General features: G+C 70.1%; 13 protein-coding genes. 5 read left to right on the top strand and 8 right to left on the bottom strand.

The window, feature by feature from the left end:
* Window positions 1–50: 50 nt before the first annotated feature.
* From BO221_RS19040 to BO221_RS53815, 5 genes are all read right to left on the bottom strand, one after another.
* Window positions 51–839 (bottom strand): DUF3396 domain-containing protein, encoded by a 789-nt coding sequence (locus tag BO221_RS19040; protein ID WP_233166187.1) that lies wholly within the window; start codon window positions 837–839, stop codon window positions 51–53.
* Window positions 840–958: 119 nt separating this feature from the next.
* Window positions 959–1,591 (bottom strand): hypothetical protein, encoded by a 633-nt coding sequence (locus BO221_RS19035; RefSeq protein ID WP_143195545.1) that lies wholly within the window; start codon window positions 1,589–1,591, stop codon window positions 959–961.
* Window positions 1,592–1,770: 179 nt separating this feature from the next.
* Window positions 1,771–4,023 (bottom strand): fused MFS/spermidine synthase, encoded by a 2,253-nt coding sequence (locus tag BO221_RS19030; protein WP_073561914.1) that lies wholly within the window; start codon window positions 4,021–4,023, stop codon window positions 1,771–1,773.
* Window positions 4,020–6,872 (bottom strand): tetratricopeptide repeat protein, encoded by a 2,853-nt coding sequence (locus BO221_RS19025; RefSeq protein WP_073561913.1) that lies wholly within the window; start codon window positions 6,870–6,872, stop codon window positions 4,020–4,022. The genes BO221_RS19030 and BO221_RS19025 overlap by 4 nt, the downstream gene beginning before the upstream one ends.
* Window positions 6,873–6,966: 94 nt before the next feature.
* Window positions 6,967–7,968, bottom strand: coding sequence for a pyridoxal-dependent decarboxylase (locus BO221_RS53815; protein WP_233166148.1), 1,002 nt, complete (start codon window positions 7,966–7,968; stop codon window positions 6,967–6,969).
* On the opposite strand from BO221_RS53815, the gene BO221_RS52615 reads away from it, so the two are divergent.
* The gene (locus BO221_RS52615) at window positions 7,928–8,428 is read left to right on the top strand and encodes a LysR substrate-binding domain-containing protein (RefSeq protein WP_073561911.1); all 501 of its coding nucleotides are present in this window, start codon (window positions 7,928–7,930) and stop codon (window positions 8,426–8,428) included. The two genes, BO221_RS53815 and BO221_RS52615, sit on opposite strands and share 41 nt — an antisense overlap.
* Window positions 8,429–8,577: 149 nt before the next feature.
* On the top strand, window positions 8,578–9,420 hold the full coding sequence (locus BO221_RS19010; RefSeq protein WP_073561910.1) for an SDR family oxidoreductase: 843 nt from the start codon (window positions 8,578–8,580) through the stop codon (window positions 9,418–9,420).
* An 18-nt stretch (window positions 9,421–9,438) separates the two neighbouring features.
* Here BO221_RS19010 and BO221_RS19005 read toward each other — a convergent pair whose 3' ends face one another.
* The gene (locus BO221_RS19005) at window positions 9,439–10,077 is read right to left on the bottom strand and encodes a hypothetical protein (protein ID WP_073561909.1); all 639 of its coding nucleotides are present in this window, start codon (window positions 10,075–10,077) and stop codon (window positions 9,439–9,441) included.
* Between the two features lie 37 nt (window positions 10,078–10,114).
* Between BO221_RS19005 and BO221_RS19000 the strand changes: the two genes are divergently transcribed.
* Both BO221_RS19000 and BO221_RS18995 read left to right on the top strand, forming a co-directional pair.
* Window positions 10,115–12,982, top strand: a complete 2,868-nt coding sequence (locus BO221_RS19000; protein WP_073561908.1) for an aldo/keto reductase — start codon at window positions 10,115–10,117, stop codon at window positions 12,980–12,982.
* A 147-nt stretch (window positions 12,983–13,129) separates the two neighbouring features.
* Window positions 13,130–14,029 (top strand): hypothetical protein, encoded by a 900-nt coding sequence (locus BO221_RS18995; RefSeq protein ID WP_073561907.1) that lies wholly within the window; start codon window positions 13,130–13,132, stop codon window positions 14,027–14,029.
* A gap of 185 nt (window positions 14,030–14,214) precedes the next feature.
* Here BO221_RS18995 and BO221_RS18990 read toward each other — a convergent pair whose 3' ends face one another.
* Together BO221_RS18990 and BO221_RS18985 are read right to left on the bottom strand one after the other, a co-directional pair.
* Window positions 14,215–21,945, bottom strand: a complete 7,731-nt coding sequence (locus BO221_RS18990) for a right-handed parallel beta-helix repeat-containing protein (protein WP_083681176.1) — start codon at window positions 21,943–21,945, stop codon at window positions 14,215–14,217.
* An 83-nt stretch (window positions 21,946–22,028) separates the two neighbouring features.
* Complete coding sequence (locus tag BO221_RS18985) at window positions 22,029–22,844, bottom strand: SDR family NAD(P)-dependent oxidoreductase (RefSeq protein WP_073561905.1); 816 nt, start codon at window positions 22,842–22,844, stop codon at window positions 22,029–22,031.
* A gap of 302 nt (window positions 22,845–23,146) precedes the next feature.
* Between BO221_RS18985 and BO221_RS18980 the strand changes: the two genes are divergently transcribed.
* Window positions 23,147–24,565, top strand: coding sequence for a reverse transcriptase family protein (locus BO221_RS18980; protein ID WP_073561904.1), 1,419 nt, complete (start codon window positions 23,147–23,149; stop codon window positions 24,563–24,565).
* Window positions 24,566–24,650 lie beyond the last annotated feature (85 nt).

Raw genomic sequence — 24,650 nt, 5'->3', positions numbered from 1 at the left:
CGCCGCGATGATCCTTCGGGGCTGCTTGCCCTCCAGGCGGCCAGGCCCGCTCAGTCGAGGAACCGGCGCTCCCAGCGGCGCGTCGACTCGGGGACCTCGAGCCATGGACGGGCCGGTTGCTTGCGATAGAGCCAGGGCTCCAGGACGCGCGCCAGCTCCCGATACGCGGGCAGCAGCTGGCCCTGCTCGGTGTCGCCGGCCTCGGGCCAGGGGCCCAGGGTCACGACGGCGCGATCTCCGTTCAACTCCTGCACGGTGGTGCCAGGAGTGGACAGGCGGGCCCGCAGCTCCGTGACACCTCCCAGCGCACCCAGGATCGGTTGACCCAGGAAGGTGAGCCAGGCGGGACCACGCACGCGGGTGCCGAGATTCAACGACAGGTGACTCAAGTCCGGGATGTCCAGGCCGGGGTAGCGGAAGCAGTACTCGCGGAGCTTCCGATCCACGCCGACCAGATGGGTATCACAGTGGAACGAGAGACCGGCATGGCCAGAGCAGATAGGGAGAGTGCTCGCTAACTCGAGGGCAAGCTCCCGGACTCTCCCGGGCCCATGCTCCTCCAAGGACTCCGTGGGCAGCCAGATGCTCAATACGCAGACTTCCCCTGTGTTTCCAGGCCGGATGGGATCGTCAGGGTTCTTTCCCTGATAGGTAAATCGATATTGCTGCTCGCCGTCCGAGCCCCGCAGATCGATGCGCGGCCGGTGTTGTTCGAGCAACGTGTGCCGCGTGAGTTCCCAACCCGCCTCATTAAGTTCCTGCCACTCGCCTTCATCGTCCAGATACCACCGGAGCGTCTGGGGTCCCACCACGCGCAGGTAGACATCGAGAGCTTGCATCACTGCCTGAACCATCTCTACATGGGGACGCTTCATGTAGAAGCATAGGCTCAGGCCTTCGCGGATCAAGATGCCTCCGTGTTGCGCGTGGACACGAATTTTCGGGTAACGCCCGCTCATCAGAACACTCCCCATCGTGGGGCGATACGCCTGGGCGGTACTCCCAGCGCTTCCTCGTACATCTCGCCTTGATGACAACCGTGATGGGGAGACGTTTCGGGGTACCTCCTCCATTCTGGAGGGTTTTCGCTGTCGTGCACGCAGGGAAATTTGAAATCGTAGACGGCCTGGACCCGGAGCGGGTGACCTCCATGGAGGACGAGATCCGGACGGAGGGTGCCCATCAGTTCGTCACCACATCCTTTCTCGAGAAGATCCTTCACCTCCTCGCAACTCACGAAGGTCGTCTCCTTCTTTTGTTTGTCGTAGCGATAGCACGGATCCTGGATGAAGCCTCCCTGACGCAGTCGGCTCAGGACTCCGGCGGCGCACTTGAGCGCTACTTCGTGCATCTCCGTTCCCAGACGCATGGCCCACGTCACACGTCTATTCTTGCCGTCCACCGTCCAATTCCTGCATTCAGCGTCCGAGGGACTCTCGTCCTTGAACTCAGTCGGATAGCGAAGCAGGACCTCCGAGCGCGCCATGTCCGCGCACCTCTCCAATTCCTCCTCGATGTTGTCCTGAATCGTTTCGGTCAGCACCTGAAGCACCGCGGCCCCCGAGGCCACGGCCGAGCCCACCGTCTGCACGGGCCCGCTCGTGATCTCCTTGCCCGCCAGGGTGGCGCAATACTTCGGGTCTTTCAGGCAAGTGTTTGTCAGGGTGTCCAGCGCGTACTGACTCGGAGCCCCTCGGCGCGGGACGCCCACGCACGCCCCGAGCCACACGCTGCCCAGCAGTGCCAGCCATGGGCGCCACATGGGTCCGCTCAGTTGTTGGAGTAGAAGAGCCCCACCTTGCCGGGCAGCCGCCGGAACTCCAGCGTCGGCATGTCGTCGCTGTTGCGGAACTCCGGGGCGCGCGAGGCCAGTTCCTGGAGCTTCTCGTCACCCAGGGCGATCAGTTCCTCGAAGCCGGCGAGCCCGTTCTCCAGGCCAATCGGCCCGAACAGTGCCCGGCCCTCGTCGTACTTGCTCAGGAACACCTCGCGCTGGTGCGGCTTCAGCGGCTCCGCCGAGGCAATGAGCGTGAGCCCGTTGCCGTACGCCGGAATGGCCTTCACGTGCGGGAACACCTCGTGGATGCCGTGGTACAGCGACGCGACGTCCGGCCCGAAGATGTGTTGCGCCAGCACGCCTCCCGGCTTCAGGCGCGAGCGTGCCATCTCGTAGAACTCGCTGCTGAACAGGCTGGAGGAGCCCGGCAGGTACGGATCCGAGACGTTGATGGAGATGATGTCGTAGCGATCCGGAGTGGTGGCGAGGAAGTGCCGCCCGTCCGTGACGTGCACCTGGATGCGCGGGTTGTCGAAGTAGCGGTGGTTGCCCGGGCTGAACAGGTTCGCGTGCTCGACGAGCGCCGGGACGATCTCCACCGCCTCGATGGAGCGCACCTCGGCGACGCGCGAGAACGCTCCCGCCGTGATGCCGTAGCCCGAGCCGATGTTCAGCACCTTCTCCAACTGCGGCGCGTACAGGATGGGCAGGTATGCCTGCGACTCCTGCACGTACTGGGTGGTGGGGTCTCCGTACAGGTAGACCAGGTCCGTGCGGTTGTTGAGCACCCGGAGCCGGCCCTCGTCCATGCGCACCACGCTGAAGATGCCGTGCGCGTCCTCGCTGCTCACCAGCGCGGTGTTGGCGTCCACCACCGGCGGCACCTCGGTGCTGCGCGGGAGGATGACGGCGAGGAAGCCCAGGCCCGCCACCGCCGCCAGCGCATGGTCCGATGGCTTGAAGTGCTGGCGGAAGGCGTACACCAGCCCCAGCAGCGACAGCACCAGCAACGCCGAGTTGAAGGCGATGAGCCCGTTGGAGCCGATGAGGTTGATGAGCACATAGCCGCTGGCCAGCGAGCCCACGAGGCTGGCCAGGGTGTTGAAGCCGTACACGAGGCCCACCCAGCTCGCCGGGTTGTCCATGCCCGCGGGCCGGGCGGCGAGCGTCAGCGGGAAGAGCAGCCCGAGCGCCGTGGCCGGGAACACCACCATGACGAGGATGAAGAGGACGACGAGGCCCGGGTGGCTCGCCTGCAGGGCCGGGCGCTCCAGCAGGAACGCGGCCGAGAAGGAGATGAGCGTGAAGGCGCACGAATAGAGCAGGATGCGCCACAGCGGATCCGGCCCGCGCAGCAGGGCGCTGCTCATGCGCGCCGCCTGGCCCATGAAGAGCAGGATGAGCGCCAGCGTGATGCTCGTCACGTAGACGCGGTTGCCGAACGCCAGCGACAGGAAGCGCGTCCAGGTGATCTCACACGACAGCGCGATGAAGCCGGAGAAGACCGCCAGCGTCAGCAGCAACGGGCGCCCGAGCAACCGGTTCTCCGCGGCGGCCGTGGCCGCTGGGACTCCATCGTCCGCATCCACGGCCCCCGCCGGGACGGGCGGGAAGTAGCGGCTGGTCAGCATGGCGGCGCAGAAGATGATGCCATTGAGCGCCGCGGCCGCCGCTCCGGCCCGGACACAGCCCAGGTAGTAGATGAGGACGAAGCTGGAGACGATGCTCCCCGTGGCACCACCGATGGTGTTGATGCCGTAGAGCGCGGACACCTGCCGGCGATCCGTGACGAGCTGGCTCACCAACGGCAGCGTCATGCCCATGAGCGTCGTGGGCACCGCGATGAGCATGGTGCAGACCGTGAACTGTCTGGCCAGCAGCATCACCAGCGGCGCCGTGGGCGAGCCGGAGAGCGACAGGTAGAAGTCCTGGTGCGTGAAGAGCGTCCAGGTGACGAACAGGGCGCTGAGTCCCACCAGCAATTCCACGCCGCCGTAGGCCGCCAGCGGGTGTGCCGCCAGCCACCGGCCGCGCTCGAGCAACCGGGACATCAGGAAGCTGCCGAGCGCCAGACCGAGCATGAACACGGTGATGACGCACGACATCGAATAGATGGTGCTGCCGAGGATGATGCCGAACCCGCGCAGCCAGATGATCTGGAACACGAGCGACGTCATGCCCGTGCAGAACAGGAGCGCGCAGAGGAAGCGGAAACGGGAGCGGCTGAGCGTCGTCGGGGCGGTCATGGAATCTCGAGGGCGAGCCGGGAGTAGGGGGAGAGCGCGCGGAGCCGCGCGAGGTACTTCTGGGCCTCGTCGTGCGCTCCACGCTGGAGCGCCAGCCGCGCGAGCGCCTCGGTGGCGGCGAGGTCCGTGGGGTTGTGACGGAGGGCCTCCTCGAGCAGCGCCCGGGTGCGTTCGGGCTCCAGCGGAGGTTCCACGCGGGCGGCCAGTCCCAGCACCTGCCCCGTCCACACCGCGGCGGCCGGATGAGCCGGGTACACCTCCAGCGCCTGGCGGAAGCCGGCCGTGAGGGACTCCGCGTTCTCCAGCACCTCCGCCGGAGGCCGCGCGCCGAACGCGTCGAGCGCCGCCACCCCCTTCAGGAAGTGCTGATCCGCCTCGTGTACCCGCTGGACACTGGCGCGCAGCGGCTCCAGTGACTCCTGGGCTCCGGGGGGCGCGCGCAGGTGCTCGAAGATGAAGTCCGGCTCGTACGCGACGAGCCGCTCGACGGTGGCGGCGATCTCCCTGGGCGGCTCCTGCGGGAGGAAGTCCAGCACCGGGTTCATGTCCCGGTTGATGAGCGGCACGCGCGAGGCGATCTCCGCCAGCCGCTCGGGGCCCGCCCGGAAGCTCGCGAAGAAGACGGCCGGGTCTCCCCAGCCGAAGCCCTCCAGGTCCGCCTTCGCCACCCGCTCGAACTTCCGCTGCCAGGCCTCCCAATCGATGCGCGCCTCGTCACGGAAGCCGATGAGGAAGGCCTCCTGCGTGTTGAGGCCCAGCGGCAGCCACAGCAGGCTCTGCGGGAAGACTTCCTGGAACGTCTTCAGGATGACCAGCGCCTTGGTGGTGCCCGCGTTCAGCGGCAGCCAGGCGAGCACCACGCCCCCGGGATTCAGGTGCCGGCGCGCCTCGCGGAAGTGCTCCTGCGTGTAGAGCCGCAGGCTGCCCTCGCTCGCGAGGATCATCGAGTCCGACATGATGACGTCGTACGTGTCGGGGCTCATCTTCAAGAAGTGCCGGCCGTCCATCACGTCCACGCGCACGTTGGCGCGGCGGCTGGCCTTCTCGTTGAGGGCCTCGAAGTACTGCTCGGCCATCGGAATCATGTGCTCGTCGAGCTCGGCGATGTGCAGCAGCTCGGGCTCGTAGAGCTGGAGCGTCCGGGCGAGCTCGCCCACGCCGTAACCGATTTCCAGCACCCGGCGCGGCGCGGAGTGCACGAGCATGGGCAGGTGGGCCTGCAGCCGCTGCGTCTGGCGGCGCGCGGGCACCGTCTCGCCGGACTGGAAGGGGCCGCCCATGAGCACCCGTTCCCCGTGGGAGTCCTCGGCCACCAGCACCGGTTGCAGGCTGCCCTCGCTCTGGGCGATGACGTGGAAGCCGGGCCGGAGCCCCGCGTTCTCATAGAAGCGCGTGAGCCAGTCTCCGCTGAACCAGCCCATCAGGCCCACGGCCGCGAGCCCCACGCCCACCGCCAGCGGGCGCCGGGGCAGCGGCCGGAGCGCGGCCATCGCCACACCCACGGCGATCAACAGGTTGAGCCCCGCGGTGAGCAGGAGCGCGTGCGACGTGCCCACCCAGGGAATGAGGACGAAGCCCGTGAGGCACGAGCCCAGCACCGAGCCGAGCGTATTGGCCGAGTACAGGTTGCCGACGGTCCGCCCCAGCAGCCGCAGGGGTCCCGCGTACAGCTTGCCGGCGAGGGGAAAGAGGCCTCCCAGCAGCAGCGTCATCCCGAAGAGCAGGAGGAAGGAGGTGGCGATGGTGAGGGGCCGCTGGCCCAGTCCGCTGACCATGGACAGCACGGGCAGGGTGATGAGGCCGAGCAGTCCCAGGAGGAGCTCGAAGAGGATGAAGAGCTGGAGATCACCCAGGCGTGGAGGAGTCCAGCGGCTGAGCACGAGGCTGCCGAGGCTGATGCCCAGCAGGTACACGGAGAGGACGCAGGCGAAGGTGGCCAGCTTGCCCAGTAGCAGGAAGTCGAGCGTGCGGAACCAGATGACCTCATAGGCGAGCGCGCAGAAGCCGGAGAGCGCGAACGCGGGCAGGAGCACCCGGGCGGAAGCCCCCTGCGCACCGTGCCCATCAGAGCCCCGTGCCTCCTCCGTGCCCGATATCCCCTCGCCCTCCGGGAGAGGGACGGGGTGAGGGTATCGAGCGTCCGTATTTTCCCCCCGTGCCTCCCGCCGTGCCATCACCAGGGCTGCCACACCCGTGACGGAGTTGAGCAGCAGGGCCACGTGGTAGCTGGCCTCGTAGCCGATGGCCCACACCAGTCCCAGCATGAGGATGGCGCCGGCGGAGGAGCCCAGGGAGTTGATGGCATACAGCCGGCCGAGGGCGGACTTCACACCCTCGGAGCGGGTCACGGCGTGCCGGACGATCGCGGGCAGCGTGCCGCCGATGAGGGTGGCGGGGATGGAGATGAAGACGAAGGCGATGAGGAAGACGAGCCACTTGACGGTGGCCTGGGGCGCTCGCGTGTACAGGGCCTCGTAGAGCGCGCCGGTGTGCTGGAACGCGTAGAAGGCGGCGAGCCCGCTGAGGGAGACGCCGAGCTCCAGCACTCCATAGAGGATCAGCGGCCGCCGGGCGGGGCCGTCCACGAGCCTGCCGAAGAGGTACGAGCCCACCCCGAGCCCGAGCATGAAGGCCGTGATGACGGCGCTCACGCTCTGGGTGGTGCCGCCCAGCAGGAAGGTGAAGATACGGGTCCAGAGGACCTGGAAGAGGATCCCCGACAGTCCCGAAAGGAAGAAGAGACGCAGCACCCAGGGCCGGAGACCGGGCATGGGAGTGGAGGCGTCATCGCTCGTCGGGAGGTCGGGGGGATCGGGCGGACGGAGCGCCGCGGCCGTGGTCTGTCTCATCGGGGCGTGGCGGCGAGGATGCCACACTCCCAGCGAAACGTCTCCCGGCTGACCGGCGCCAGTGCGGGCGGACGCCTGTCCGCCGGGATGCTCCTCAGACGGATTTCGCTTCCAGCTCCGCGGAGAGCTCCCGGCCGAGCCGCAGGATCTCCTGGACGAGGAACTCGAGGTCCTCGCGGCGGGTGCGGTGGTTGGTGAGGCACACGCGCAGGCAGTGGCGCCCGCCGAGCGTGGTGTACGAGGGCACGGCCACGCCGGACTCGTGCAGGCGGCAGAGCAGCTCCCGGTTCCACGCGTCGAGCCGCTCCTCGGGCACGCCCCGGCCCACGTACCGGAAGCACACCACGTTGAGGGACGCCGGCGCGAGCCGCTGCAACTCCGGCTCGGCGTCCACCCACCGCGCGAGCGCGTGGGCCTGCTCCACGTTCTGCTCGATGAGGCGGGCGAACTTCGCCGCGCCATGCGCCTTGAGGCTCATCCACACCTTGAGGGCCCGGAAGCCTCGGGTGAGCTGCACCCCGTACTCGCTGAACATGGAGGGCCGCGCCGCGAGCCCCCGTGGCATCTGCGCCAGGTATTCCGTCTGGTAGGCGAAGGCCCGGCGGTGCGCCGCCTCGGAGCGGACGAGGATGCACCCCGCCTCGAAGGGGATGTGCATCCACTTGTGCAGATCGAAGGCGAGCGAGTCCGCGCGCTCCATGCCCCGCAGCAGCGGGCGCAGCCGGGGAGACAGCGCCGCCAGTGCGCCGAACGCGCCGTCCACGTGGAACCACAGGCCCTCCTGTTCCGCCACGTCCGCGAGCGCCTCCAGGTCATCCACCGCGCCGGTGTTGACGGTGCCCGCGTTGCCCACCACGCAGAAGGGGCGCAGGCCCTCGGCCCGGTCGCGGGCGATGGCGGCGCGCAGGGCGCCCACGTCCACGCGGAAGTCCGCGTCCACCGGCAGCAGCCGCAGCGAGCCGCTCCCCAGTCCGAGCACCTCCGCCGCCCGGCGCACGCATGCATGTGTCTCGCGCGAGGCGTACAGCGTCATCCGCGTCTGGCCGAAGAGCCCGGTGCGCCGCACGTCGCCCCCGGCCTTCTCGCTCCGCGCCACGGACAGTCCCACCAGGGTCGCCATCGAGGCTCCGCTCACGAGCAGGCCGCTCGCATCCAAGGACTACCTCGCCGCTCGCGGGAAGCCCCGCCCGCCGGAGCTCTCCAGGCACCAACTCATCGGCTTCGACGAGACCTTCCAGCCCGAGGCGGAGGTGCGTTGGCTGGCCCAGCACGCCCGGAGCGCACGCGTCGTCTTCAAGAGCAACAGCCCGCAGTCCCAGCTCGCCGCGGCCGAGGCCGGCATGGGCCTGGCCCTGCTGCCGTGCTACCTCGCGGATCCCGTGCCCGGGCTCGTCCGGGTGCTCCCTGTCTCCAAGGGGGTGGTGCGGGGCTTGTGGCTCGTCCTCCACCGCGACCTGCGCCATACCGCCCGGGTACGGGCGCTGGCTGATTTCCTCTCGGAAACCCTCCACCGCGAGCGCGCTGTCCTTCGCGGTGGTCCTGAACCCAAGGGGTAGGGAAGGTAGAGAGACCTCGATTCCGTGAAATCCTCGATAGTCTCCGGATTTTTACTGGATTATTGAAGAATTGCAGCGTAGCTGGCGGCCCGTGCCCTTCCGCCGGCATGGGCTGGTGCACAAACGGTGCTTATGAAACGAGGGTTGCCATGACGAAGGACTTCCTGAAGGACCAGGTGTGCCTGGTGACGGGTGGGGCCCAGGGGATCGGTTGGGCAACGGCACGGCGGCTCGCGGCGGCGGGTGGCACGGTGTACGTGTGCGACATCTCCGAGGAGCACCTGGAACTGGCCTCGGCGAAGGCCGCGGAGCTGCCCTGGCCCGGACGCTTCCACTTCGCCCCCTGCGACGTGGCGGACCGCCAGCAGGTGGAGGCGTGGTGCGCGGGCGTGCTGGAGAAGGAAGGCCGCATCGACGTCCTGGTGAACAACGCCGCCTTCGTGCGCTGGGAGAAGGTGATCGACATGGCCGTGGAGGACGTGGAGCGGACGATGGCGGTGGGCTTCAACGCCATCGCCTACACCACGCGCAAGGTGCTGCCCTCCATGCTGGAGAAGAGGCGGGGCTGCATCGTCAACGTGGGCTCGTCCGCGGGGCGCGTCTTCATGGGCGGCTCGTCCGCGGCGTATGCGGCGGTGAAGGCGGCGGTGGACGGGTATACGCAGATGCTCCAGGAGGAGCTACGGGGCACGCCCGTGCACGCGATGCTCGTGCGCCCCGGGACGGTGGCGGGGACGGAGTTCTTCGGCAAGCACGTGCCCTCCTCACGGATGCCCCGGCTGGCGGACTTCGTGCGGGCGCTGAGTCCCGATGAGGTGGCGGAGGCCATCCTGGAAGGAATCGAGCGGCGCAGGCCCATCGTGGATGTGCCCCGCTCGCTGGGTGTCTTCTATGCGCTCTTCGAGCACGCGCCGGGCGTCATGCGCTGGCTGATGAGCGTGGGCGGCAGCGCCCGGAGCGATTTCGGCATCCTGCCCGGCCGGCCCGTCTGAAGACGCGGAGGTGAGGCGTCACCCGGTGGAGCGCAGGCGCGCGGCGAGCACGTTCTGGACCGACTTCGCCACCCGCTCGGTGTCGGGCTGGAGCTCCTCGGGCATCCAGTAGAAGAGCGTCCGGCCCTCGGCCTCCACCTGGGTGCGGAGGAAGGACATGCCTCCCGATTCGGCCCGCTCGCCGCTCCGGGGAAGGCAGCGGCGGCACAGGCAGGGCAGGGGCCCCTGCTCATCGTGGGCCGTGAGGTTGATGATGCGCGCGCCCCCCCCTTCCAGCAGCAGCGCCACGTCCCCGGCCGCCAGCGCCCGCGGCGTCTGCAGGGACATGCCCAGGGCCCCCTTCGCCGCCTGGATGCCCTTGCCCGACTCGAAGCGGATGCGGGGGATGAGGGCGGTGACGTCCGTGATGGGGACGCGGTTGGGTGGGGCTCGCCACTCGCCGTCCTCGAACCGGAGGCCCTCGAGCACCGCCACCAGCCAGAGCGACTCCGAAGGGGGCCGCACGGTGAAGAGGAAGAGCCGGCCTCCGGCGCGCAGCGGCTCGAGGTGCTTGCTGGCGCTGCGGTAGCGATCGATGGGGTGCACGTCGCCAGGGGCACGGCCGGCCGCTTCCTTCTCGAACACGGCCTTGCTGATGATCGCCAGCATGTCGGGCATGTCCCCGACTCTATCAGGGCGCGTAGAGTCCGCGGGTATGGGCCCCGTGGATCCCGCCGCCGTGCGGTTGCTCGACGAGAACGCCGAGGTGCGCCGTGAGGCGGTGGATGCCGTGGACACCTCGGCCGCGCCGGGCCGCTTCGCCCTGCGACAGGTGCTGCTGACGGACGAGGACGCCGAGGTCCGCGCCTCCGCCGCGCGCCGGTTGGGGGAGCTCCGAGATGGGCGCTTCGTCCCGGCGTTGCTCGAGGCCCTGGGAGACCCCATGCCCGCCGTGCGCGACCGGGTCTGGCGCGCCCTGGCCCGGCTGGGTGCGGAGGTGTTGCTGACACGGGTACCCCGCGCCCTTCACGAGGAGCCGGTCTGGTGGGTGCGCCGCGCGGCGATCCGGGCCGCGGCCTCGGTGGCGGGCCCGGGGGCCCTGGAGCTCCTGCTGGAGGCGCTGGAGGACCCCTTCTGGCGGGTGCGCAACGCGGCGGTGCAGGCCCTGGCCTGGCTCGGAGAGGTAGACGAGCGGGTGCGGCAGCGGGTGCGCACCGTCGCGGACGGTTCCCCGAAGGGCGCGGTGAAGGCCGCCGCCGCGTACCTCGAGGGCGTGTGGGGTAGCGCGGCGGCTCCGGGCGGGTTCCTGTTGCCCGTGCCCGGGCAGTCCCAGGGACCGGCGGGGCCTCTCGACAACGAGGATCCGGCGGTGGTGACGGCGCGGCTCGAGCGGATGCCCGCCTCGGACGTGCCCGTGTCCGAACTGGTGAAGTGGCTCGGAGATCCCCACGAGCCGCTGCGGGCCCTGGCCCGGCGGCGCCTGCGCGAGCGGAGGGATCCGGAGGCCTTCCGGCTCGCGCTGCGATGGTTGGACGAGCCGCGCGTCCCCCATGCCGCGGACGAGGTGCGGGCCCTGCTCGAGCGGCTCGACGTGGACGAGGTGGCGCTCGCTTTCCGGATTCTCGACGAGCCGCCGAGGCCGGGCGCGGTGGGGCTGGCGGCGTGGGTGGCCGCGCGCAGGGCACACATGGGGCTGCTGGAGCGGGTCCGACCCCTGGCCCGTCACCCCGAGCCCCCGGTGCGGCGCGCGGCGCTCTCGGGGCTCGTGCATGACCCGGAGAGCCGGGCCGTGGTCCTGTCCGCGCTCGAGGACTCCGACGAGACGGTGCGCGAGGAAGTCCTCTCCGCGTGGGAGCGGCGGCCCGTGGCCCCGGAGGCGCTCGAGGCCCATGCCCGTGCGCTGGTGGCGTTCGCGCCGGGTGCGCGCTCTCCGCGTGAGCGCCGGGCCGTGGCGGAGGCGGCGGCCTTCTTGGAGGAAGAGCCCCAGCTGGCCCGGGCCTCGGAGGACGAGGACCCGTCGGTTCGCGCGGTGGCGTTGGCGGCGCTGGCCCGGCTCGGAGTGCTCTCCGAAGCGGAGCTGCGCGCGGCGTCCGTGCACGAGGATCCGTGGATTCGCGCCGCCGTGTTGGACGCGGAGCCGGCGAAGGCCGTGTGCGCGAGCGACCCGGACCCGTGGGTACGCCGCGCGGCGATGGGGCTCCTCGTGTCGCGCCGGCACGAGCTGTCCGCCCCGGAGTCTCGCGCCGTGGCGCTCCTGGGCGCGGGTTCGCCGGACCCGTGGATCCGCGCCCGTGCGGCCGGGCTGCTCCAGGCGGAGGGCGAGCGGGAGGAACTGGGCGCGCTGCTTCGCCTGTCGCTCGACACGTCGCCCATGGTGAGGGCCGCGGCGGCCTCGGCCCTGGAGGCATGTGACACGCTCGACGCGCGGCTGGCGGACCTGCTGAAAGGCCCCAGCGCAGAGCGGACCGAGGACATCCGTGTCTCCGCCTATACGTGGTTGCTCCGCCGGGCGGACGACGCCGCTTTCGAGCACCTGTGCGCCGCGTTGCGTGACGCCTCCGAGCCGGAGCGGGTGGCCTCGCACCTGGAGGCGCTGACGCTCGTCTTCCCCGACGAGGCCTTCGCGCGGGCTCCCGACCTCGAGCCGCGGCGGCCCACGCGTTCGCAGCGGGCGAAGGCGGGCCCGGTGCGCACGGCACCCGAGTCCCCATCGCACTCCTCCCGGCGGCTCCTGGGACGGACGGGGTTGAGCGTCTCGCCGCTCGTGCTCTCGGGCGCCCACGGCTTGCCGGCCAGCGCGCTGGCCGAGGCCCATGAGGCCGGGGTGAACGCGTTCTTCTGGGAGCCGCGCTACATGGAGCTCACGCGCTTCCTGCGCTCGGGCCGGACCCGGAGGGAGGGGCTCGTGGTGGTGGCGGGCACGTACCACTCGGGCGCCGAGGCCATCCGCCGGGACGTGCGGACCGCGCTGCGCCTGCTGCGCACGGATCACCTGGACGTCTTCCTGTTGTTCTGGGTGCGCTCGCGCGAGCGGCTGGACGCGGAGAACTTCGAGGCGCTCGAGGCCCTGCGCGCCGAGGGCCGCATCCGCGCCTTCGGCTTCTCCACCCACCACCGGGAGCTCGCGCTGGAGGCCCTGAGCCAGCACCCCTGGCCGGTGGTGATGACGCGCCACAGCGCCGCGCACCCGGGCGCGGAGGCGGCGCTCTTCCCCGAGGCCCTCGCGCGCGGGACGGGCGTGCTGACCTTCACAGCCACATGCTACGGGCGCCTCTTGCGGCCCGCGCCGGGCGAGCCCCCGGACCTGCCGCTGCCTGGCGCCGTGGACTGTTACCGCTATGCGCTGTCCCAGCCCGGAGTGGCGGCGTGCCTCAGCGCGCCGCGCAACCACCGGGAGTTGAAGCAGAACCTGGAGGTGCTCGAGCGCCCCTGGATGATGCCGGACGTGCTGGCGGCGATGCGCGCCCATGGCGAGCGCGTGCGTGCGGGCAACCAGCGCTTCAATGCCCTCGTGCGTCAGGCCCCGGGCGGCACGCGCGACACCCTGCTGGCGTTGCTCGACGAAGACGCTTCCGACATTTGAGAATCAGAGAGCGCCCCGGTTTTGTCCGGCGCTCCGGGCGGGGACTGTTCACGGGCAACGGAGCGGATGTGTGCTGAAGCACCCGCAAGGGCCCGGGCGGCGACACTTCTCCTGGAGCCCATTCCCACGGGCTCTGGGGGAGACACCATGAAAGCAATCCAGGTGTTCGGAGTGATGTTGCTGGTTCTCACCGGAGGTTGTGGCCCGGCGGAGGACACACCCACGAATCCATCCGAGGAGTCCACCCACACGGCGGCCCAGGCAATGGAGGAGGGCAACGGGCTGGCCTTCAACGGGCTGGCCTTCAATGGACTCGCCTTCAACGGGCTGGCCTTCAATGGACTCGCCTTCAACGGCCTGTCCAGCAGCAGCTTCTCCTCCTGGTTCCAGCAGCACCCGGCGGAGTCCAACCTCTTCATGAAGTACCTGGTCCATTGCTCCGTCCCGGCCGGACAGACCCGGACGTACTCGAAGGGCACGGCCACCTATGTCTGGCGCGGTGGACTGGGACTGGCACCGGGCTGGTCCAGCGGCTTGCCCGCGACGCTGGCGGAGCAGCAGGTCGTCTCCGCGTGCCTGGCCGCGCTCGTCAACAAGTACGGGCGCACCGTGCAGATCTCCGTCCTGGGCGCCAACGCTGTGGGGCAGCGGATTCCCACCACGCCCGTGGAACTGGGCACGTTCACCCTCCGGGAGGCCTGCTTCTTCGGGAACCTCTTCAACGGCCAGGGGCTCTTCGTCGGAAACGACCAGGGCCTGTTGTCCGCGTCACAGAGCAGCCTTCGCGCCTGTGCGCTCTCGGGTCCCAACGCGTGTCCGCCGCTCGTCCATGTGGGGAGTTGCCACGCGCGCTGCCAGCACGACGGCACGGGGTCGTATTTCACGCGGTGCACCTACAACGGTGTCACCTACCAGCCGCTCACCACGCGGCTGCGCTACCAGGACATCTCCACGTGTGGAGACGGCATCTGCCAGCGGCCCAACGAGTCCTGTGGCACCGGCAGCCGCGCCGACAGCTGCATGCGCGACTGCGGCACCTGCGGATGACAACTCCCTCGCCCTTCGGGAGAGGGTGGGGGTGAGGGTATCCGAGCCCGTTCTCCAACCCGTGGCCCACGGTGTGGACAACGGGTTCAACCCGGGAGTTTCGATACCCTCACCCCGTCCCTCTCCCGGTGGGAGAGGGGATGTTTCCGCGGGGATGTTTCCGCGGCCATTCACCGCGGAGGGGCTCAGGCCAGCGAGCGGCGGCGCCGGATCGCGGCCAGAGCCAGCACCCACAGGGCCATCATCGGCACCGAGGCATCCGCCGCGCTCGAGCAGCCGCAGCCACCCGGCTCCGGCACCTGCTGCCCGCCGCCGTCTCCGCCGTCCGTGCCGCCCGGCGAGAGCACCTTCACCGAGGTGGAGGCGCTCATCCCGTCGATCGTGACGCTCACCGCGGAGGTGTAGTCACCCGCCACGCTGCTGGCGGTGAACAGGCCCTCCGCGGTGATGGTGCCGGCCTCGGGGCGGGCGGTCCACGTCGGCACGCCGGAGCGCTCGTTGCCGTGGGCGTCCAGCGCGCGTGCGGCGAACCGCACCGTGCCACCGGCCCGCACTTCCGGCGCCAGCGGCGAGAGCTCCACGCGGGCCGTGGGGCCGGCCACCACCGTCACACGGGCCACGGTGGTGATGCCACCGGTGCTCACGCGCACCGCCTCCGGGTAGCTCCCGGCCACGGTGCCCGCGGTGAAGAAGCCGTCACCGTCGATCGTCCCCACCCCCGGCTCCGCGACGCTCCACGAGAGCGGGGCGTCGACGCGGTTGCCGAACACGTCGAAGGCCTGGGCGGTGAAGCGCCGCACCTGGCCGGGCTCGAGCGTGACCTCCGAGGGCGTCAGCTCCAGGCGCGAGACGGACCCGGACAGGACGACGACGGTGGCGCTCGCCGTGAAGTCCCCGGCATCCGCCCGCACCGTGTCCGTGTGCGTGCCGGCCGTGGAGCCCGCGGTGAACTCGCCCGACGGGAGGATGCTGCCGCCGCCCGACATCACGCTCCAGTCCGCCGAGACCGGAAGGGAGTTGCCGTAGCTGTCCGCGCCCCGGGCCGTGAAGGTCACCGTCCCACCCGGGAGCAGCTCGACGCGCGCGGGGTGGACGGAGATGGAGGCCAGAGGACCGGGCAGCACGGTGAGGCTCGCGGTGGCGGAGACGCCGCCCGCGCTCACCCGCAGGGTGCCGGCGTAGCTGCCGGCCGTGGTGCCCGCGGTGAACAAACCGGTGCCGTTCACCGAGCCACCGCCGGATACCACCTCCCAGCTCACCGCAGGAGTCAGCGCGTTGCCGCACGCGTCGGCGCCCTCCACCGAGAACTGCTTCATCCCGGTGACGGCCACCTTGGCGGAGGCGGGGCTGATGGAGAGCGTGGCCAGCGCGCCCGGCGTCACCGTGACGTTCGCCGTGGCGGAGAGGCTCCCGAGCTGCGCCATCACCGCCGCGGGCAGGCTGCCCACGGAGCACGGCGCCGTGTACTGGCCCGCAGGGTTGATGGTGCCCGCGCCGCTCGCCGTGCTCCACGTCACCGAGGGCGGGGGCAGCGCGTTGCCGCACCGGTCCTCGGCGGAGGCGGTGAACGTCGTGGAGCCCTTCGCCTCCAGCGTGACGCTGGTGGGAGAGAGCGCCAGGGACGCGGCCGGGCCGGCGACGATGGTGACGTCCACGCTGCCGGAGATGCCCTCGGCGGTGGCTTTCACGGCCGCGGGAACGGTGGCCCGCGAGCACGCGACCGACAGACGCCCACTGGAGTCGATGCTGCCCGCTGCCGTCAGGGCACTCCAGGTGAAGGCCACGCCGGTCACCTCCGCACCCGTGGAGTCGAAGGCGCGAGCGGTGAAGGTGGCGGAGCCGCCCGCGGGCAGGGCCGAGGCGCTCGTGCTGGACACGTCCACCCGCGCGACGCGGCGGGAGATCTCCACGCTCGTGGTGGCCTTCACGCCCTCCACCTCGACCTGGATGGCGTCCGAGTAGAAGCCAGGGACGGTGCCCGCGGTGAACAGGCCGGTGGCGGTGAGGCTGCCGGCCGACGTGTGGGCCGACCAGGTGCGCGGACTGGTGGCCAGCTCATTGCCGAAGGCATCCGTTGCCGTGGCGGTGAACTGCACCGTGCCGCGGGTGGGCAGCGAGGGGCTGCCCGGCGCGAGGCTGACGCTCACGACGGGGCCCGGCTTCACCACCACGGTGGCCAGGGCATTCATGCCCCCGGCGCTCACCCGGACGGTGTCGGTGTACGTGCCGGCCGTGGAGCCCGCGGTGAAGACGCCGCTGGGGGTGATGCCGCCGCCGCCATTGACGGCCTCCCACGTGGGCAGGAGCGTCACCTCGTTGCCGTATTCATCCTCGCCCCGGACGGTGAAGGTCACGGACTCGCCCACCTTGAGCGAGGCCGAGGTGGGGCTCAGCTCCAGCCGCGCCAGGGCTCCGGACCTGATGGTGACGGTGGCCAGGGCGGTGAGTCCGGCCGCCTCGGCGCGGATGACGTCCGTATAGGTGCCGGCCAGGGTGCTCGCGGTGAAGTCGCCCGTCGTGGCGTCGAGCGTTCCGGCCAGCGAGGACATCAGGCTCCAGGTGACCTCGTCGGTCCGGACGTTGCCGTGGACATCCAGCACCCGGGCGCTGAAGCGCACCGTACCGCCCGGAGCGAGCAGGGCGGGCGAGGGGCTCAGGGAGATCCGATCGGCGGGTCCGGGCACGACGGTGACGGTGGCGGTGGCCGATGCACTGCCGGCCACGACGCGGACCGTGTTCGCATAGGTGCCGGCCACGGTGCCCGCGGTGAAGACTCCCGAGGTGTCGATGGAGCCGCCGCCGCTGACGACCGACCAGGTGGGATCGGCGGGGACCTCGTTGCCGAGCTCGTCACGCGCGGTGACCGTGAAGGCCACCGTGCCCCCGGGCGTCACCGTGGGAGCGCTCGGGGAGAGCTCCAGCGAGGCGACCTCTCCACCCAGCACCGTGACGTCCGTCTGGGCCACCCTGCCACCCGAGGAGGCCTGGATGGTGTTGGCGTAGAAGCCTGGAGTCGTGCCCGCGGTGAAGACGCCCGAGGTGTTGATGGTGCCACCCCCATTGACGACCGACCAGGAGATGGTGTCCGGCCGGGTGTTGCCGCAGCTGTCGGTGGGCGTGGCGCTGAAGGTCTGCGTGCCGCTCTTGGACACCTTGGGGGACAGGGGGGAGAGGGCGATCCTCACGAGGGGGCCCGTGGAGACGAACACGTTCGCGGTGCCCGTGACGGCCCCCAGGCGGGCGATGACGGCGCCCGTGTAGTTCCCTGGCGTGCAGGTGGCGGTGTACTGGCCGGCGGAGGTGATGGTGCCGGTACCGGGAGCGGTGCTCCACTCGATGGTGTCGCCGGTGCGGATGTTGCCGCAGCGATCCTTCACGGTGGTCAGGAAGAGGCGAGAGGCACCGGCCTCGATACCCGTCGCGGTGGGCGAGAGGATGACCTGGGTGGCGGGGCCGGGGACGATGGCGAGGTTCGCGCTGGCGCTGACGCCATTGGCGCTGGTGGCGGTGACGGCGGAGGCGATCGTCCCGAGGTTGCAGGAGGCGGTCAGCACGCCGGAGGTGTCGATGGTGCCGGCGGCGGGGTGGGCGCTCCAGGTGAAGGCGGCGTCGCTGACGCGGTTGCCTTCTGAGTTGTAGGCGCGTGCGATGAAGGCGGTGGTTCCGGCGGCCTCCACGGTGGCGCTGACGGGGACGATCTCCACGGAGGCCACGACCTTGTCGTCGTAAGGCAGGGCACCGATATCCGTGCCCTCCGAGCTCACGCGGCGGCAGGGCGAGCTGGCCTGCAGATGGAAGTCGATGGTGGAGACGAAGAGGGGATTGGCGGAGAAGGTGCCGGTGCCCAGGGTGACGCCGGAGATGTTGCTGGAGGCGTTGCCCCACACGTCGCTGTAGGTGATGGCGGACGTACCGGTGTACGAGCTGGAGCGGTAGATGCCGTAGTAGTTGCCGGTGACGATGCTGTTGCGCAGCGTGAGGTTGTGGCCGGTGCCACCCAGGTAGACACCGTAGTCGGTGTTGTTGGAGAGGGTGACGTAGGTCAGGTTGGCGGTGCCGGTGCTGACGAAGACGCCGTAGACATTGGCGTGAGCCACGGTGTGGTCCATGTCGAGTGTTCCGCTGGGGCCGACATAGGCGCCGGTGGAGTTGCCGGTGAGGGTGCTGGAGGTGAGGGTGGCGGTGGTGCCCGAGCCGGCGACCTGGATGCCGAAGGAGGCATCGCGGATGAGGACACCGGAGAGGACGCTGGTGGTACCGGCCTGCACGTGCACGCCGCGCCACTTGTCGAAGCCAGCGCTGGAGCCCTTGAAGGTGACGGGGCTGGAGTCAGTGCCCAGGGCCTGAAGGGTGCCGCGAACGTTCACCTCTACCAGGATGCCATCGAGGCCGGAGCGCATCGCATCGGTGGCGGCGGCGGTGAAGGTGGTGCCCGGGACCAGGGTGAGGGTGACGCCGGCGGGGACGGTGAGGTCACCCGCGAGGGTGAGGGCACCGGAGAGCGTGGTGTCCTCGTGGAGGGTACCGGCGAGGAAGGGCGTGGGGTCGCCCGAGTAGGGGAAGGCGCCGATATCCGAGATGCCGTCGGAGGCGGCCTTGCGAGCCGGGGAGTAGGAGGTGGGGCGGAAGGAGGAAGCGGCGAAGAGGGGGTTGGCGAAGAAGGTGCCGGTGCCCAGGCCGACGCTGGAGAAGTCTCTGGAGGAGTTGCCCCACAGGTCGCTGTAGGTGACGGCGGACGTACCGGTGTGCGAGGTGGAGCGATAGACGCCGTAGGCGTTGCCGGTGACGATGCTGTTGCGCAGCGTGAGGTTGTGGCCGGTGCCACCCAGGTAGACGCCGTAGCTGCTGTTGTTGGCGAGGGTGACGTAGTTCAGGTTGGCGGTGCCGGAGCCGACGAAGACGCCATCGGAGTTGGCGTGGACCACGGTGTGATCCATGGCGAGTGTGCCGCTGGAGCCGACATGGGCGCCGGTGGAGTTGCCGGTGAGGGTGCTGGAGGTGAGGGTGGCGGTAGTGCCCGAGCCGGAGACCTGGAAGCCGTAGCTGGCATCGCGGATGAGGACGCCGGAGAGGACGCTGGTGGTGCCGGCCTGAACATGCACGCCGCGCCATTTGTCGAAGCCAGTGCTGGAGCCCTTGAAGGTGACGGGGCTGGAGCCGGTGCCCAGGGCCGTGAGGGTGCCGCGAACGAGCACCTCCACCGCGGTGGCGTCGACGCCGGAGCGCATCGAGTCGCTGGAGGCGGCGGTGAAGGTAGTGCCAGGGGCCAGGGTGACGGTGACGCCAGTGGGGACGGTGAGGTCACCCGTGAGGGTGAGGGCACCAGAGAGCGTGGTGTCCTCGTGAAGGGTACCGGCCAGGGAGGTGGAGGCATCGCCCGAGTAGGCCAGGGCACCGATGTCCGAGGAGCCATCGGAGGCGGCCTTGCGAGCCGGGGAGTAGGAAGTGATGCGGAAGGAGGAAGCGGCGAAGAGGGGGTTGGCGGAGAAGGTGCCGGTACCCAGGATGACGTTGAAGGTGTCGCTGGAGGAGTTGCCCCACAGGTCGCTGTAGGTGATGGCGGACGTACCGGTGTGCGAGGTGGAGCGGTAGACGCCGTAGTAATTGCTGGTGACGATGCTGTTGCGCAGCGTGAGGTTGTGGCCGGTGCCACCCAGGTAGACGCCGTAGGAGCTGTTGTTGGCGAGGGTGACGTAGTTCAGGTTGGCGGTGCCGGAGCCGACGAAGACGCCATCGGAGTTGGCGTGGACCACGGTGTGGTCCATGGCGAGCGTGCCACTGGAGCTGACGTAGGCGCCGGTGGAGTTGCCGGTGAGCGTGCTGGAGGTGAGGGTGGCGCTGGTGCCCGAGCCGGTGACCTGGAAGCCGTAGCTGGCATCGCGGATGAGGACGCCGGAGAGGACGCTGGTGGTACCGGCCTGCACGTGCACGCCACGCCACTTGTCGAAGCCAGTGCTGGAGCCCTTGAAGGTGACAGGGCTGGAGCCGGTGCCCAGGGCCGTGAGGGTGCCGCGAACGAGCACCTCCACCGCGGTGGCGTCAACGCCGGAGCGCATCGCATCGGTGGCGGCGGCGGTGAAGGTAGTGCCCGGGGCCAGGGTGACGGTGACACCAGCGGGGACGGTAAGGTCACCCGTGAGGGTGAGGGCACCGGAGAGCGTGGTGTTCTCGTGGAGGGTACCGGCCAGGGAGGTGGAGGCATCGCCCGAGTAGGCCAGGGCACCGATGTCCGAGGAGCCGTCGGAGGCCGCCTTACGAGCCGGGGAGTAGGAGGTGAGGCGGAAGGAGGAAGCGGCGAAGAGGGGATTGGCGGAGAAGGTGCCGGTGCCCAGGATGACGTTGAAGGTGTCGCTGGAGGAGTTGCCCCACACGTCGCTGTAGGTGATGGCGGACGTACCGGTGTGCGAGGTGGAGCGGTAGATGCCGTAGTAATTGCTGGTGACGATGCTGTTGCGCAGCGTGAGGTTGTGGCCGGTGCCACCCAGGTAGACGCCGTAGGAGCTGTTGTTGGCGAGGGTGACGTAGGTCAGGTTGGCGGTGCCGGAGCCGACGAAGACACCATCGGAGTTGGCGTGAGCCACGGTGTGGTCCATGGCGAGCGTGGCGCTGGAGCTGACGTAGGCGCCGGTGGAGTTGCCGGTGAGGGTGCTGGAAGTGAGGGTGGCGCTGGTGCCCGAGCCGGAGACCTGGAAGCCGTAGCTGGCATCGCGGATGAGGACGCCGGAGAGGACGCTGGTGGTGCCGGCCTGAACATGCACGCCGCGCCATTTGTCGAAGCCAGTGCTGGAGCCCTTGAAGGTGACGGGGCTGGAGCCGGTGCCCAGGGCCGTGAGGGTGCCGCGAACGAGCACCTCCACCGCGGTGGCGTCAACGCCGGAGCGCATCGAGTCGGTGGAGGCGGCGGTGAAGGTAGTGCCCGGGGCCAGGGTGACGGTGACGCCAGCGGGGATGGTGAGGTCACCCTCGAGGGTGAGGGCACCGGAGAGCGTGGTGTTCTCGTGGAGGGAGCCGGCCAGGGAGGTGGAGGCATCGCCCGAGTAGGGGAATGCACCAATGTCCGAGGAGCCGTCGGAGGCCGCCTTGCGAGCCGGGGAGTAGGAGGTGAGACGGAAGGAGGAAGCGGCGAAGAGGGGATTGGCGGAGAAGGTGCCGGTGCCCAGGATGACGTTGAAGGTGTCGCTGGAGGAGTTGCCCCACACGTCGCTGTAGGTGATGGCGGACGTACCGGTGTACGAGGTGGAGCGATAGACGCCGTAGTAGTTGCCGGTGACGATGCTGTTGCGCAGCGTGAGGTTGTGGCCGGTGCCACCCAGGTAGACGCCGTAGGAGCTGTTGTTGACGAGGGTGACGTAGGTCAGGTTGGCGGTGCCGGAGCCGACGAAGACGCCATCGGAGTTGGCGTGGACCACGGTGTGGTCCATGGCGAGCGTGGCGCTGGAGCTGACATAGGCGCCGGTGGAGTTGCCGGTGAGGGTGCTGGAAGTGAGGGTGGCGGCGGTGCCCGAGCCGGTGACGCGCAATCCGTAGGAGGCATCGCGGATGAGAGCGCCGGAGAGGACGCTGGTGGTGCCGGTCTGCACGTGCACGCCGCGCCACGTGTCCATGCCCGCGCTGGAGCCCTTGAAGGTGACGGGAGCGATGTCGGTGCCCTGTACCCGCAGGCTGCCCTGGACGATGAGCTCCACCTTGGTGGGGTCGGCCCCGGAGCTCATGGCGTCCGAGCTGTTGGCGATGACCTGGACACCGGGCTCGATCGTCAACGTCGCCCACGAGGGAACCGTCACATCGCCCATCATCGTGTAGGGACTGCCCGCCGCGGTCCACGTCGTGTCCTCAGCGAGAGTTCCCTGAACGGTGGTGCCCGCCGAGGCGGCTCCCGCCGCCAACAGCATCACCACGCATGCGCCCCGTAGCATTTGTACACCCCCTCTTTGGAAAACCGGGGAGTGCTCTAAATCGAACAAAGCGCGAATGGCAAGCCGCTAGCAGTGTGGGCGCGTCACGCGGCGGAGAGCAGGCGCATCGTGGTTTCCCGCACCGCGCGCCGGGTGGCCTCGTCCTCGGCGACGGCGGGCCACGGTTGTTCCTGCTCCTCCACGAGCCAGCGGGCCTCGCCCGCGGGGGACCACCGCTCGCGCGCGAGGATTCGGGCGAGGCGTGCGGCACACACCTCGGGGGATTCCCAGCCGCGCTTCACGAGTGACAGCAGCCAGCCGATCGGGCCCTTGCGCGCCCCGAGCTCCGTGCGCACCACGCCGGGGTGCAGCACGACGACATCGAGCTCCGGGTGGGCGGCCGCCATGTCGCGCATGGCGAGCGCGAAGCAGAGCTTGGTGTCGCAGTAGGTTCGAATGCTGGAGAAATCCTCGCCGGTGGGCGTGCGGGCCGCGTCGAACCGGCCCTTGATGATCAATCCGGCGCTCACCACCATGATGCGGCGCAGGCGTCCGGCCTCGAGCAGCGGCTGCTGCATCACGAGCGGCGCCAGGTGGTTGACGACGAAGGCGGTCTCGAGCCCCTCGGAGGTGAGCTCCCGCTTCGATGGCCACAGCCCGGCGTTGTGGACGAGCGTCGCGCCCGGGGCGACGGTGTCCGCGAGCCGCTGTCCGAGTGCCCGGGCCCCAGCCTTGGACGAGAGGTCCCCCGGTACGGCGATGGCTCGGCCGCCCTTCCGCTCGACGTCGGCGACGAGGGCTTCCAGTCGGGCGCGGTCCCGGGCGACGAGGACGAGGCGCTCCGTGTGCTTCTCCGCGAGGGCGAGGGCCAGCGCGTGACCGATACCGCGCGAGGCGCCGGTGAGGATCAAGTCAGCCATGCTCCGAGCCTGACAGGCACGTCCTTGCAGGGGAAGCGCCGGGAAGGGAAAGCTCCGGGTGACCGCGCGTGGCCTTCCCACCCCGTCCGGGTTGTGGTGAGCTTGCTTCCAGTGCTCCTGGGGCCGCGTGCAGCCAGCCTTCCGTCCGCGATGTCACGTCGCGGCTGCTGACGTTACCCATTGAAGAACGATGCAGTACGAGGTCCGCCTGCGGGCTTCCCTGACCTCGTCTGCCTCTGCCGTGCAGGTGGCGGCGGCTCCAGGGGCACCGGTTTCATCCTCGGCCGTTCCGGGTACAGCGCATGAACCTCGCCAGCCTCCTCCTCGAGCTCAAACCCCTGCTGGCGGACCCCGACGCGAACTTCGAGCGCATCACCGAGCTGCTGGAGCGTCACCACGGTCTGGCCGAGTACGAGGTGGCGCGCTTCTACGTGAGCCGCTTCTGGCAGGCGCCCGTCGAGCGCAAGCTGCGCAGCGTGGACCCGCGCGAGCGGCGCAAGGGCGTGCGGTACCTCCCGCTGCTCTTCTCCAGCACCACGGCGGCCCGGCTGCTCCGCCCGCGTGTGAAGGACCCCGACAGCAGCGTGGCCCGGACCGCGCGCGCCGCGGTGCGCAAGCTGGGGCTCGCGGACGTGGCGCCGCCGGATCTCCGGGGTGACCCCCGCTACCGCCATGGCGGCGTGGGCGGGTGGAACCCTACCGGCTGGAACTTCGGTCTCTTCGCGAACCAGATCTACGGGTACAAGCGGGGGAAGCGTCCGCCCCCCACCTCGGGCGAGCTGCCCGCGCTGCGCACCCGGGCCGACGTGGCGGAACTGGTGGGCGTGGAGGAGTCCGCGCTGGACGCGCTGATGCGTCCGGGCACGGAGGCCGGCTCGGGGTACGTGGAGTTCGAGGTCCCCAAGCGCTCGGGCGGGGTGCGCCGCATCTCGGCGCCGCGCCAGGCGCTCAAGGAGGTGCAGCGGGCCATTCTCGACAAGGTGCTCGCGCGCATGACGCCGCACCCGGCCGCGCACGGCTTCATCGAGGGCCGCTCCACGGTGAGCAACGCCGGGCCCCACGTGGGCTCCACGGCGGTGGTGCGGGTGGATCTGGAGGACTTCTTCCCCACGGTGCACTACCGCCGGGTGAAGGGCCTCTTCCTGTCGCACGGCTATGGCGACGAGGTGGCCGGAGTGCTCGCCGGGCTCACCACGCACCGCGCGAAGCTGCCGGACGGGACGGTGGTGTGGCCGGGCGTGCTGCCCCAGGGCGCGCCCACCTCTCCGGCCATCGCCAACCTCGTCTGCCGGCGCCTGGATGCGCGCCTCACCGCGCTGGCCGGGAAGTTCGGCGCCACCTACACCCGCTACGCGGACGACCTGTCCTTCTCCTTCCGCGCGCCTCCCGAGCGCCTGGGCCGCTTCTTCTGGTGGCTCAACGCCATCCTCCAGCAGGAGGGGTTCATCGAGAATGGTGCCAAGCGGCGGGTGATGCGCCAGGGCTCGCGCCAGCGGGTGACGGGCCTCACGGTGAACCAGAAGGTCTCCATCCCCCGCGAGGATCGGCGCCGCTTCAAGGCCATTCTCGCCAACTGCCGTAAGCACGGGGTGGCCTCGCAGGCGCGGGGCCGGCCGGACTTCGAGCGCTGGCTGGAGGGCTACGCGGCCTATGTCCGCATGGTGCACCCGGAGCTGGGCGCCCGCTGGCAGGGCGAGGTGAAGGCGCTGCTCGGCCGATGAAGGCCCGGCGGCGGGCCCGGCGCCCGCCGACTTCACGTGTAGGGTCGGGTACACGACGGCGGACGTAGTACCGGCTTCACTGGAC

The organism is Archangium sp. Cb G35 (genome assembly GCF_001896145.1).
GTDB lineage: Bacteria > Myxococcota > Myxococcia > Myxococcales > Myxococcaceae > Archangium > Archangium violaceum.
This window is presented reverse-complemented; position numbering and strand designations above follow the sequence as displayed.